Below are 12,058 nucleotides of genomic sequence, written 5' to 3'. Positions count from 1 at the left end.
CGGGTATTCTAAATAAAAGAATGAACAAAGAAAACCCTGAAAGGTAAGTAGAGCAATGGATGTAGAATTACAAATCCTCAAGCATTTGCCAAGAGATGCTCATCCAACGGTTGCACTCATAGATGAATATTGTGCAGAGTATAAAGACCTGTTTAAGGAAGTAAGAAATTATGAGTGCTTCAAATATTTACATTTGGGAATAATGTTACCAATCAAAAGAAAATCATTACCAGAGATAGCGAAAGTTGTAAGTATAAACTCGGCCCAATCATTACATCATTTTATAGCCAATTCTGATTGGTCGGTAGATAAATTAAAACAAAGAAGATTAAAAAAACTAAAGAAAGCATTAGATGGCAAGAAGATTACAGTGGTAATAGATGAAACCGGAGACAGGAAAAAAGGTAAAAAGACCGATTATGTAGCCAGACAATATTTAGGTAGTGTAGTCAAAGTTGATAATGGAATAGTTTCAGTCAATGCCTATGGAGTTTACTCTAATATAACCTTTCCCTTAATGGTAAAAGTATTCAAACCAAAAGGAACATTAAAAGAAGGAGATAAATATCAAACCAAAATAGAATTAGCGTCAGAAATTATTACAGAATTAATTGAAGAAGGCTTTCAGATTGAACTGGTACTGGCAGATAGTTTATATGGTGAAAGTAGCCAATTTCTGAGAAAACTGGGTGAATATAACTTAGCTTATGTAGTAGCAATTAGAAGTAATCACGGAGTCTGGCTTCCTTCAGGGCAGAGGGTTAGAGCGAATAAATGGTGTAAATTCGAGAGAACTTTTAGCAACCAAAAGACAGAAATTAGATACATTAGGGAAATAATTTATGGTAAAAAGAGAGCCGTAACTTACTGGGAAATAACTACCGATCCAGAAACTATGCCAGAGAATTCTACTTCCTTCGTAATGACAAATCTTCAAGGGAACCTGAAGCATATTTTAGGTGATTTGTATGGATTAAGAACTTGGGTAGAATATGGTTTTCGCCAATGTAAGCAGGAACTCGGCTGGACAGATTATCGGTTCACCAATTTTCAACATATTGAGAGGTGGTGGGAAATTATTTTTTGTGTTTACACAATGATTAGTTTAAACTCTCCAGCCTTCTTCAGCTTAAATAAATCTCATCAAACTGAGGCTGATCAGCCAGAAACTAGTAAGGTTGATTTTTCTGATCATCAACAATGGAATCATGAATGTGGATGGAAGAATGTTTTAAATAATCTGCGTCTTATTGTCCAACCACTATTACTATTTTGGTCGATTTATCCCTGGCTCGATATTTTTCCTAATTCACATTTATTACTGGGATTCAATCATTTAATTGCTGCCATGAATCAATTTAAATCCTTTTATTCTTCTGGATAGTTTAGTTTATTTACTACTTGCTTAATTCGGAAAGTGACAAAAGAGGGATATAAGCAGTTTGACAAACTTGCAGCAGGATCTACAGTCCGAAATTTAAATACTGAGCTTGTTAGAAGTGTAAAGGTCATTCTTCCTCCACTTCCTGAACAAAAGCGGATTGTGGCGATTTTGGATGAGGCGTTTGAGGGGATTGATAGAGCGATCGCAAACACCGAAAAAAACCTCGCCAACTCCCGCGAACTATTTGAAAGCTATCTAAATGCCATCTTCACCCAGAAAGGCGATGAGTGGGAAAAGAAAACACTTCAGGAAATTTCAATCAAATTTACTAGAGGTAAATCAAAGCATAGACCTAGAGGTGACAAGAAACTATATGGGGGAAAATACCCCTTAATACAGACTGGTGACATCAGCAATGCCAAGCATCGAATTACTAGTTATTCTCAAACCTATAATGAATTAGGACTAGCACAGAGTGCAATTTGGCCTCAAGGAACAGTATGTATTGCAATTGTTGGTGCTAACGTTGCTGAGACAGCTATTCTCGATTTTGATGCCTGCTTTCCAGATAGCGTTATTGGCATTGTCGTCAATAATGAAGTTGCAGATAGTGATTATGTAGAACTCATTCTCCGCCTTTCCCGACGATGCCCTCGTCCGCATCGACCCGGAAGCGATCAGAAAACGCGATCGAGTACCCAAAAATGGCAGTATCTTTTTTACCATCTTTCAAACCTTCATGACTGGAAGGGATGAACAAGGTAATCCCACCCCGAAATTTAGCGACTATCCCTCCGACTTCTTCGACTTCATCATCATTGATGAATGTCACCGAGGCGGAGCCAGTGACGAAAGCAAATGGCGGAGTATTTTAGAATACTTCTCCCCAGCCGTACAACTCGGACTCACTGCTACACCTAAACGAGAAAACAACGCCGATACCTACGCCTATTTTGGCGAACCAGTCTATAAATACGCCCTCAAAGACGGCATCAACGATGGGTTTCTCACTCCCTTTAAAGTTAAGCAAATCGAAACAAACCTAGATGAATATATTTACAGCCCCGAAGATGAACTGCTCGAAGGTGTAGTACAGGAAGGCAGAATTTATACAGAAACGGACTTTAACCGCATTATTGAAATTAGCGATCGCGAACGCTATCGGGTACAACTGTTCATGGAAGAAATCGACCAGAATCAAAAAACCCTGGTATTCTGCGCCAACCAAGATCACGCCCTAGCCGTGCGAGATTTAATCAACCAAACGAAGATTAGCAGTAACCCTAATTACTGTGTCCGCGTCACCGCCAATGATGGAAAACTGGGAGAACAGCACCTCAAAACCTTTCAAGACAACGAGAAAAAAATCCCCACCATACTCACCACCTCCCAAAAACTCTCCACTGGCGTTGATGCCCGAAACGTTCGGAACATCGTCCTGATGCGCCCCATCAACTCAATGATTGAATTTAAGCAGATTATCGGTAGAGGTACTCGCTTATTTGATGGCAAAGACTACTTCACCATTTATGATTTCGTCAAAGCTTACGAACACTTCAACGATCCAGAATGGGACGGCGAACCCCAAGAACCTGTAATCGTCAAAACTCGCAGAGAACCAAAGGAATCATTTACAGCCAACAACAACACAGATAAAGCTAAAGATAAAAACGAAACTACACAAGTTACCCGCCCCCAAACCATCAAAATCAAACTTGCTGATGGTAAAGAACGCACCCTCCAGAACCGAATGTCTACCAGCTTTTGGAGTCCAGACGGTAAACCCATGAGCGCCGCAGAATTTGTCGAACGTCTCTTTGGTGACATACCCGAACTATTCAAAAATGAAGAGGAATTAAGAAAGATTTGGAGTCGTCCCGAAACCCGTAAAGGTTTATTAGAAGGACTAGCAGAGAAAGGCTACGGCGACGAACAACTAACAGACATTACCCGCCTAATTGATGCTGAAAAAAGCGATTTATATGACGTTCTAGCTTATATCGCCTACGCCTCACCACCCATCAGCCGCCGAGAGCGAGTTCTCGCCCACAAGTCCTTAATATTCTCCCGCTATACGGGCAAACAGCAAGAATTTCTCGACTTCGTACTAGAACAATATATCAAAGCCGGAGTGGGAGAACTCGATCGCACTAAATTACCCCAACTTTTAGAGTTGAAATATCATACCGTTCGTGACGCAGTGGAAGAACTAGGAACCGTTGCGAACATCAGTGAAGTATTTCTTGACTTCCAACAGTATTTGTATTCACGCAACAGAGCAGCTTAATTTAAAGACTATTCCCCCGATCGATCGCCCTTACCCTTTTTAGTCGGTGTGGGAGTGTCGTTTTCTTCTATCCAATCTTCCACAAGTTCAACTAAAACCTCATTCATAGTTACACCCTTGAGAGCGCACAAAGATTTAAACTTTGCCCTCAAAGAATCTGTAAGAAACATTTTGTAAGTAACTAGCTTTTCCTCTGACACAGTATCCCATTCTCGTTTACCCCCAATTATCCTACTACAGTGGAAACTAGTCATTAAAGGCTAAGGGTGGTTTACATTATTTACATTGTTTGCATTATAAGTGTGGTTAGTGTTACGGTAGCTCTCATAAAAGTCAAAAGCCAGCAGGAAGCCTGGAAACTTAGCTGCTGGCTTTGGCTCCCGAAAAAGGAGACTCTAACCATGTTAAAACCAGTGAGTCACAAAGCTGATATCCCATACCGCTATCAGCAAGCACTGGATGATTTTGGCATTAGCGAACTGCTAAACAAACTGAACAACCACTGCGACGCTGACTTTAACAGCGCTTGGGTACATCTGGAAGCAGCAGAAGCCGAAACTCTAGCCGCCTTGCTGATTGGACAACTAACCAAAAATCTAACTGGCAAAGTGATAACTGACTATCTCAACCTTCTGAGAAACAACAACCAAGCAGTTACCTCCGACTTACCAGCCGTTGAACTACACAGCCTACAAGCAATCACTCTCCCAGAAAACTTCCCGCAAAACAGCAAAACACCCCTTTTCTGGATTGGCGATCGCATACGTTGGAAAATCATTAACAATAAAGAACAAACCGATTTTGGAATAGTCATTGGCAAGTTTTACGCCTACGCTCGACATCGAGCCTCTTGGGAGTGGAAATACCTGATTTGGCTAGACCCCAACTCACCCAGTTCTTGTGTTACTGACACCGCCTGGGAATTTGACCTAGAACCCTTTGGGGAGGGAACAGTATGACTTTTCCTCCCTCCCGTCCTCGTCCTCTAAGCGACAGAGAACGGCAGTTAATTCATCTGTATGTTAACTGTCAGTTGGGCATGACCCATCGGCAATTTAACGCCAAGTGGGATGTCAACTACGAACAGATAGCAGAGATTTGCGATCGCTCTGTGAGTACAGTCAACCGCTGGTTTAGCAGAGGGAGAAACTATCTCCCACCTGAGAAAACAGATAAACGCCATCTGGCTCTAGTAGACTTCCTGCTGGAACACTACGAAGAAATTCCCTCTGAACTGATGAATCAACTTTGTCCGGGGAATAGTGCATGAATAGCAGGTGCGATCGCACCTGCTATTCATGCACAATTGCACCAAAAAAGCAATAGCACCGTGAAAGGGATTTAACAGCCATCTTGCCATTAAGGTGGCTGTTGTAATTAGAAATTCCGCTTAGGGAAGCATCATTCATGATAGAAGACGCAGAATTTAAACGTGAACTTGAACTAGCTTGTCAAATCTTAACCAGTCGCTCAATAGATAACTTATATCAAGTAAGACTTGTTGGTTGTGATTTAAGCCGAACTCACCTAGTAAAAGTTAACTGGCAAAACTATAACTTAACTGGTGTGCGACTCCGGGAAGCCAATTTAATTGATGCTAATTTGACTGGTGCTATCTTGAAAGACGCTGATTTAAAAGATGCTGACTTGCAAAGAGCATTACTAATTTCTGCTGACTTAAGTAATGCAGATTTAAGAAATATAAATTTATCTTCTGGTGATTTAACTAGGGCTAATTTAAGCAATGCGAACTGTCAAGATGCAATACTCGAAGAAGCTAAATTAACCGAAGCAAATCTGAGTGGTGCTAACTTGAGAAAGGCATCATTTTGGGAGTCGCAACTTGAAAAAGCCAACCTGAGTGAAGCCACTCTAATTGATTGCTGCTTATTCTGTGCCAATTTATCAGGAGCTAACTTAAACGAGGCTAATCTTTATCGGGCGGACTTAAAAGGTGCTAACTTACAAGGAGCAAGTTTAGAAAAGGCGAATTTAACAGCGGCGAATCTGGAAGGAGCAGATTTAAGTAAATGTAATCTTCAGAACGCTAATTTAGCCGAATGTCAAATTAGGGGAGCGAAATTCACCGCAGCCAATTTATCAGGGACAATACTGGATAATCAAGCACTGAATCATTGCTTTTGGTATTATGGGAACCAGTATTTTTACAATTGGAAAGGAATGCGCTTTCGTTCTGGCGTTGAAGCGAAAATAGCCCAAGTTTTAGAATCAAAAGGATTGCTGTATTATCCTAACTCTTTAGCCAGATTAGGAAGTTACAAAAGAAGCTGTGAGACAGATTTTTTAGTTTGTGTTCCTACTAATTTAGGATTTCGCTGGGCAATTTTAGAAGTTGATGGCTATTGGCATTTACCGGAGAAACGGGCTAAGGAACATGAAAGAGAGAGAATGTTTGAACATTTAGGAGTGAGGGTTTACAGGTTTGATGCCAAATTGTGCGACAACAATCCAGAGGCGGTAGTTAATGAGTTTATTGAGTTAATCAGTAAGTAATTGATGTTTTAGAGAATTATCACCAAAGAAAATGGGGCTAAACCATCAGCAAGCCCCAAGAAATTAATGAGTTTTAAGTTGAGTTATTTTTCCTGATTGATGGCTTCAGCAAATTTTTCTAGTCGTTCATTCACCTTTTCTTGTTGTTCGCTAGCTTCCCGTGCTAATTGGAAGAAACTAGTGCCGGAAATTAATCCACTGGCTGTTGCGATCGCACCCTCAGAAGCATTATGTGTAAACAGCAATCCCACACCAATTAAGCTGACAACTGCACTAGCTCCTGACATGATTAAAGCCAAGCGAAAACTTTGTTGGGTGAGCTTGAAACTTTCATGGGATTGGTGTAATATTTCCTGAATTATCTGCTGATTTAACATCGATTCATTATTTTCAATAGAACAATCGAAGTAATTTTTTGGTTGAATCTGAACCATATTTAACAACTTCCAGAAGCGTAGAGTTTGGTTACTCTCTTATCACTGTTTTTCCCAAAAATTATGTCAACAAAAAACCTACTTTTCTGGTATAAAAAATCTCTTACCCCCTCCTCGTAAACGGGGAGGGGGCAGGGGGTGGGGTTTAGCTTTGAGCCTACTGAATCTACCGTAGTCCTTGGCAGACGAAAGCTGCCCAGAACACCGGATGATTAAACGGCTTCTTTTCTCGACAAAGCGCTTTCAGCCGCGAGGTGGTATCCTCAATCCGGGTGGCAGACTTCGCCCAGAGGTTGTGTTCGTTTTCGCAATCTTTGTATTCTTGAGTATCGGGTTGGTGTTGGTTCATCTTGGCTTCGGCTTCTTGGCGCAAGGCTTCCGACTGCTCGTATTTTTCATCTAGCAGGTCGATTAGTTCTTGTTTGTAACGGTTGGTTAATTCAGCCCCAGTCATTTGCTGCAACTCCTGTTGCGCCTTTTGCAAGGCAGCGGGACGGTTGAGAATGTGGCGGTATTCGTGGTAAAGGATGGAGAAGATGGCAGTGGCTAAGTCATCGACTGACCACAGGGTACTGACGACACTCCTCGCGCCAGCGCACAGGAAACCTGTCCCCAAGGTGAGAATATCGTCTGTTAAGTCGGGTGTTAAGCCCAAACCCGTTTCGCAGCAGGAGAGGAAGACATCAGAGAGTTGGGGCAGTCGCCATGCGGGAGTCAGCAATTGACCAAGGGTAATGGCTCCATCTGCTAGGACTAGCATCGACTCCAAGGGGTTATCCAGACGGGATTGGGCGTGGTGACTGGAAAGGATGACTTGGACTTGTTCTGCCAGTTTCCGGTAGTTTTCCACCTTGGCGTAGTTGCGTCCCCGTAGGCGTTGGGCTGGGGGGATGTTGTAAAGTTGGGCAACTTGTTCGCCTTCAAAGTTGGCACAGGGTAAATCTTCGGTGGCATCTTCTACAGTGCCGTATTGCAGTTGCGTCACGGGGGGACGCTGCTGGCAGAACTCTAGCACCTGGCAACTGGGGACATAACGCAGGTGGAATAAGTCACCCAGGAAACCGTTATCTGTGGGGAGGGCAGCAAAGGGAATTTGATGCAGGAACAGGTGGGGAACGAGTATCAGTTCTCGAACGCCAGGGAGATGGGTTTGCAGTAGTTCGTTGAATTGCAGCCGTTGGGAGAGTTCGCCCAAAATGGTGGGGATACGGTTACTCCAGGTAGCGCGGCGTTGGATGCGTTCTGTATCGTCTCTGGTTTGGTTAATTGCCAGGTAGGGTTTTAGCCACTCTTCAATTAACCAATTTTGAAGTTTTTCTATGCCTTGACCTGGGCAAGTGTGACAGGTGATTTGGTCTGTTCGTAGAACGAAAATATAGGTGTTTTCGCTAGTGGAGAAGAAACTCAGCAAGGCAGTTGTAGGTTGGTCTATCAGGCGTTGCATCGCTGCCAAATTGGGGGCGCTGACTTGGAGTAAGCCAGCAGAAACGGGGTCAAGGCGGCTGAGTTGCTGCCGTACTTGCTGTTTTTGGGTTTCTAATTTCTGAATCAGTTCGTTTTCTGCTTCCCAGGAGGTTCTATTGCGGGTGGTGGCAGTTCCGGCTAAGGGACGATTTTCGCTGCTTTCGTGACCGAAGCGGATTTGATTTATTCGATGTTGCAAGTGTTCATAATTCTGGAGGTAGATTTGCACCTCTGAGGGAATGTTGCCATCTTGGTAGAGGTCGTTACTTGCCATCAAGTCAACCAGACGTTTGGAACGAGAGCGTTCTACTGTTTCCAAGGCTTTATCCAGTTGCCCGTTGTTGATGCAAGCTTGTACCATTTTTTCGTAGATATCGCTGGCTTGGGATTGAATTTCTTGGCGACGGGTTTCATCGGCTGCCCAACTGCGGCTTTGTTCCACTGCTGCGATGGCAACGCCGTAACCTTCAATCGCAAGTGACCAGCGCCCTTCTTTAAAGGCGAGATTTCCTAAGCTGCGCCCGGTTTGCAAACAATCTTGAGGGAATGCGGTGGGAGTACGTATCTGCAAAGCCAGTTGGTAAGCAGCGATCGCTTGTTCGAGATTCTCTGCCCGGTCGCCTTGAATCCGATCGCTGTAGGCAGTTGCCAGATTGTTCTGCGTCATCGCCCAATCCACCGGGAATGCCTCACGGGTATATACTTGCAAGGCGAGTTGGAAAGCAGCGATCGCTTGTTCGAGATTCTCTGCCCGGTCGCCTTGAATCCGCTCGCTGTAGGCATTTGCCAGATTGTTCTGCGTAGCTGCCCAATCCACCGGGAATGCCTCACGGGTTCTTACTTGCAAGGCGAGTTGGTAAGCAGCAATAGCCATTTCTAAATTCAGCGCCCGATTTCCCAGAGGAAACTGTGCAATTAAGTTGCCAAATTCAAAAAATATCGCTGCAACAAACAGACTTTGTTCCTCATCTCCTTGCAGAAACATGGCAAACCCAACAGGTAAAGCTTGCAACAACTGGGTGTTCAGCTTCTCCTGATGCGCTGCTAGAAATGGGTAAACTTGCGCCGCCTCACCGCTAGTTTCTGCAATACACTGCAATACCTCTGCCAGAAACCAGAGTGTCTCTTGTGACGGCATTTCCCCTGCTACTGATTCCTCAGTTAACCCGACTGCCTCAGCCAATTGACCCGCCAGATTTTGCAACCACTCAGCAGCGTTGGTGTTACCCTGTTCGCTCAGATCTTCTGCTACTCTCTGCATTGTCAATAGCAGTCCCAGATCGACTAAATCTGCGTGCGCCTGCAAAATCTCTGCTTCCTCCTCATCGGAACATTGCCAGAGCAATCCAATCAGCTTGAGATATTCTTGAAGCCGTTGTTCGTCCATCTGTTTTACCCTTCTACCCCATTCCAAACTGCTGCCAATCGCTCTAACAACCGTTCTGCCACACCCTGAAGCTGAATCCGGTCAGCCGCAACAGCTCCTTCGCGCACGGCTACCCCCTCCAGTCCTCGACCCGATAACACCTTTTCCCCCTTCACCCGCCATTTGCTAGGCAGTTCGCAGCGATAAATTCGCTCTAACTGGGCGATTACCATCAGTCGCTCTTCTGGGTTCTCCCACATTTCTCGGAATTGTTGCGCCTCTGCTGAATCTTGATTCAACTCTTGTTGAGCCAATTCCAACCGATAGAGGTAGTCGATCAATTCATCCATTGACTGCAATTGAGTCACTAAAATTTCTTCTAACGGGTCTTCCGGGTCAAACGGCGGGACAAACCCTAACAGCGTCGCCTCCCGCAACTCCTCATCCAAATGCACCAAAACATAACCAATCCGGTTGTGCCAAATTTCCGGCGGTATAGGACAAGGTTCCTCCAAATCATCCACCGGACGACATTCAATCCGCCCAAATCCGGCAATCATCAAATCCGCCACATCGCCACAAGTACGAGTCGCCTGATTCCAACTATCGCTAGTGGTTAAATCCGTCTCATAGTTCTGCCACTGCAAATAATCCCGCACCGCCAACACTGCTAAGGTATTGCGGCGAACTTGCTCTGCCTTTTCTGGTAAAGACTGCTCCTCTGCAAATGCCTGTGCTTGCTGCCGTGCTGCTGTAGTAATCGGTACGCGAATCGATAAATCTTCTTGGTCTTGCGTGTTGTTCAGCATAATCTTATTCCCTTGTTATAGGTATCCTTCTGACCACACAAATTCTTTCAACCGGGGACGACATTGTTTTTCGTAAAAACCACTCAGCGTTGAAATAGACAAACCCCATTTCGCCGCCAAATCTCTCCATTTCGTTTCCGGTGGCAACCGCCGCAAAATCAATACTTGGCAGTTCACCTCTGGATGTCCATGAATATGAGTACGCTGCAATTCCCCAGTTTCATCAGCTACCACCCAAGCTTCTATTTCCTCTACTAGCGATGGCGCTTCTGACTTTGCAGGCACAGTATCTAAAGGATCGAGTAATTCCCCAGTTTCTTTTGATACTTGAGAATTTGCTCGCCTGACTCGTTCCTCGTTCTCCTGCTGTTGCCAGTCTTGTAATCGTCGTCTTAAATAGGCATTCAACCAGGTAATTACACTTCCCTCTTCTGGGTTATAAGGATTACGTGAAGTCGTCGCTTCACAAAGGTTTCGGGAAAAATACAACCAAGTTTCCTGCAATGCGTCCTCATAGTAAGAGGTATTTTCTCGCCAGAGTTTGCCAGATTGTTGAATCAGCCGCACAATGCGGTTTAACCCTTTGCGCCGTTGGGGACTTTGAGCCGGATACTGACAAACCTCCTGCACTAGTTCCCGCAGTGTTTGATGAAAATTGGCATCTGTGGTAGGCTTCGTCATCGGTTGCTCCTGTAAAAGGGGTGGCATCGGTTCCATAAATTTTTTCTCCTTACCCCTCCCTGTTTAATCAGGAACATTGCAACCGCATAAAAGTACCTTGTAATTGCCACAGCATTCCTCCAATGAACTCAACTAATCTATAAACAGCCCATTGGCAGGTTTTTATGTGAAGTTATGTAAAATTTTTAGATAGAAGGCTATCTGACCCTCAATCCCTACTTAACAGGACTTTTGATATTTCGCCATCTCCGCAAAAGTCATCGAACAGCGATGACAACAACCATCTTCCCACTGTGCAGGCATTTTAAAAGGCGCTTCACAGTTGGGACACTTAGATAAAAGTTTTAACTGATGGCTTACGCACTTCCAAACCGACTTAAACTGCCATTCAATCCGATGGTAGGGATTTTCTCCACAACAAGCCCCACACAACCGAATCGGATCGCACTTCATCCCCACACCTTTAGGTGGTAACATTTGAGCCAACCTTTCTGCACTGACTCCCACCACCTTTGCCAACGCTTCCAAATCCTTTTGACTCGGAGGGGGATTCAAGTGAAACCGTTCCCACCTCGCCACTACCGCCCCAACTCCTGCCAGTTGCCCCAAACTACTTGGTGTAAGGTGATTTGGTCGTCGGAAGCGTCCCAAGAAATGACTCAGGCTTTCCCCTGGCAAAGGTTCAAGCTCAAATAACCAAGGTTGAATCTCTACCTCTGCCACTACTTGTACTCCTTCGCCAATTCTTGAAGAATCGCCTTTTCTACTTTCTTAAAACCTGCTGAAAGCGATCGAATTGCCGCCTCCTCCAAAATTTCATCCAGCCGCCCAATGTAACCCTCGGTTGCGGAAATCAAAATCTTTAACATCTCCTTACTAGTCAAATTGGAAGCAACTGGCAACTTTAATACCTTTTGCTCCCAAATTTCCACTGTCTTTTTGAACTCTTCCCCTGATAGCTTGCCAAAGCGATAACAGGCTCGAAAACGGTTATAAACCTGCTCATCCCGCTTCACCACTGCATCCAGGCGATCTGTCCCAACCAAGACTACAGCGATCTCTAACTTGTCATAAATATCTCGGACATCAGCAAAAGTTTCTGGCTTCAGGCGATCGGCT

The 12,058-nt window shown here is 44.3% G+C and carries 10 protein-coding genes and 3 pseudogenes; 6 read left to right on the top strand and 7 right to left on the bottom strand.

Going from position 1 to position 12,058, the window contains the following annotated elements:
• Window positions 1–55 precede the first annotated feature (55 nt).
• The 3 genes and pseudogenes from ACE1CA_RS13100 to hsdR all read left to right on the top strand — a co-directional run.
• Window positions 56–1,384 (top strand): IS701 family transposase, encoded by a 1,329-nt coding sequence (locus ACE1CA_RS13100; protein ID WP_486517811.1) that lies wholly within the window; start codon window positions 56–58, stop codon window positions 1,382–1,384.
• Between the two features lie 33 nt (window positions 1,385–1,417).
• Window positions 1,418–1,948, top strand: a pseudogene (locus ACE1CA_RS13095) (restriction endonuclease subunit S); the annotation flags it as partial.
• Between the two features lie 58 nt (window positions 1,949–2,006).
• A pseudogene (gene hsdR / locus ACE1CA_RS13090) lies at window positions 2,007–3,671 on the top strand (EcoAI/FtnUII family type I restriction enzme subunit R); the annotation flags it as partial.
• An 8-nt stretch (window positions 3,672–3,679) separates the two neighbouring features.
• Here the strand turns inward: hsdR and ACE1CA_RS13085 are convergent.
• On the bottom strand, window positions 3,680–3,841 hold the full coding sequence (locus ACE1CA_RS13085; RefSeq protein ID WP_486517810.1) for a plasmid partition protein ParG: 162 nt from the start codon (window positions 3,839–3,841) through the stop codon (window positions 3,680–3,682).
• 231 nt (window positions 3,842–4,072) lie between these two features.
• Between ACE1CA_RS13085 and ACE1CA_RS13080 the strand changes: the two genes are divergently transcribed.
• The 3 genes from ACE1CA_RS13080 to ACE1CA_RS13070 all read left to right on the top strand — a co-directional run bounded on the left by ACE1CA_RS13080 (window position 4,073) and on the right by ACE1CA_RS13070 (window position 6,185).
• Window positions 4,073–4,630: a hypothetical protein gene (locus ACE1CA_RS13080; protein WP_486517809.1), complete on the top strand. Its 558-nt coding sequence runs from the start codon at window positions 4,073–4,075 to the stop codon at window positions 4,628–4,630.
• Window positions 4,627–4,941 (top strand): RNA polymerase sigma factor, encoded by a 315-nt coding sequence (locus ACE1CA_RS13075; RefSeq protein ID WP_413279232.1) that lies wholly within the window; start codon window positions 4,627–4,629, stop codon window positions 4,939–4,941. The genes ACE1CA_RS13080 and ACE1CA_RS13075 overlap by 4 nt, the downstream gene beginning before the upstream one ends.
• A gap of 137 nt (window positions 4,942–5,078) precedes the next feature.
• Window positions 5,079–6,185, top strand: a complete 1,107-nt coding sequence (locus ACE1CA_RS13070) for a pentapeptide repeat-containing protein (protein ID WP_486517808.1) — start codon at window positions 5,079–5,081, stop codon at window positions 6,183–6,185.
• 83 nt (window positions 6,186–6,268) lie between these two features.
• Here ACE1CA_RS13070 and ACE1CA_RS13065 read toward each other — a convergent pair whose 3' ends face one another.
• The 6 genes and pseudogenes from ACE1CA_RS13065 to ACE1CA_RS13040 all read right to left on the bottom strand — a co-directional run.
• The gene (locus ACE1CA_RS13065; protein ID WP_413279810.1) at window positions 6,269–6,619 is read right to left on the bottom strand and encodes a TRADD-N-associated membrane domain-containing protein; all 351 of its coding nucleotides are present in this window, start codon (window positions 6,617–6,619) and stop codon (window positions 6,269–6,271) included.
• 166 nt (window positions 6,620–6,785) lie between these two features.
• A complete protein-coding gene (locus tag ACE1CA_RS13060; protein ID WP_413279811.1) occupies window positions 6,786–9,470 on the bottom strand; it encodes a CHAT domain-containing protein in 2,685 nt (894 codons plus the stop codon).
• 5 nt (window positions 9,471–9,475) lie between these two features.
• Window positions 9,476–10,258 carry a DUF1822 family protein gene (locus ACE1CA_RS13055; RefSeq protein ID WP_413279812.1) on the bottom strand — a complete coding sequence of 261 codons (783 nt, stop codon included), beginning with the start codon at window positions 10,256–10,258 and terminating at the stop codon, window positions 9,476–9,478.
• A gap of 15 nt (window positions 10,259–10,273) precedes the next feature.
• Entirely contained in the window at window positions 10,274–10,975 is a 702-nt protein-coding gene (locus ACE1CA_RS13050) for a sigma-70 family RNA polymerase sigma factor (protein WP_486517807.1), read from the bottom strand.
• 183 nt (window positions 10,976–11,158) lie between these two features.
• Window positions 11,159–11,662 carry a TniQ family protein gene (locus ACE1CA_RS13045; protein WP_413279814.1) on the bottom strand — a complete coding sequence of 168 codons (504 nt, stop codon included), beginning with the start codon at window positions 11,660–11,662 and terminating at the stop codon, window positions 11,159–11,161.
• Window positions 11,662–12,057: pseudogene (locus ACE1CA_RS13040) on the bottom strand (TniB family NTP-binding protein); the annotation flags it as partial. The pseudogene ACE1CA_RS13040 and the gene ACE1CA_RS13045, both read right to left, overlap by 1 nt.
• Window position 12,058 lies beyond the last annotated feature (1 nt).

The organism is Floridaenema evergladense BLCC-F167 (assembly GCF_041929205.2).
In the GTDB taxonomy this organism is placed as follows: domain Bacteria; phylum Cyanobacteriota; class Cyanobacteriia; order Cyanobacteriales; family Aerosakkonemataceae; genus Floridanema; species Floridanema evergladense.
This window is presented reverse-complemented; position numbering and strand designations above follow the sequence as displayed.

Bases quoted from the DNA above. Each gene is read 5' to 3' on its own strand.
- ACE1CA_RS13100 (WP_486517811.1), top strand. From the start codon at position 56: ATGGATGTAGAATTACAAATCCTCAAGCATTTGCCAAGAGATGCTCAT.
- ACE1CA_RS13085 (WP_486517810.1), bottom strand. From the start codon at position 3,841: ATGTTTCTTACAGATTCTTTGAGGGCAAAGTTTAAATCTTTGTGCGCT.
- ACE1CA_RS13080 (WP_486517809.1), top strand. From the start codon at position 4,073: ATGTTAAAACCAGTGAGTCACAAAGCTGATATCCCATACCGCTATCAG.
- ACE1CA_RS13075 (WP_413279232.1), top strand. From the start codon at position 4,627: ATGACTTTTCCTCCCTCCCGTCCTCGTCCTCTAAGCGACAGAGAACGG.
- ACE1CA_RS13070 (WP_486517808.1), top strand. From the start codon at position 5,079: ATGATAGAAGACGCAGAATTTAAACGTGAACTTGAACTAGCTTGTCAA.
- ACE1CA_RS13065 (WP_413279810.1), bottom strand. From the start codon at position 6,619: ATGGTTCAGATTCAACCAAAAAATTACTTCGATTGTTCTATTGAAAAT.
- ACE1CA_RS13060 (WP_413279811.1), bottom strand. From the start codon at position 9,470: ATGGACGAACAACGGCTTCAAGAATATCTCAAGCTGATTGGATTGCTC.
- ACE1CA_RS13055 (WP_413279812.1), bottom strand. From the start codon at position 10,258: ATGCTGAACAACACGCAAGACCAAGAAGATTTATCGATTCGCGTACCG.
- ACE1CA_RS13050 (WP_486517807.1), bottom strand. From the start codon at position 10,975: ATGGAACCGATGCCACCCCTTTTACAGGAGCAACCGATGACGAAGCCT.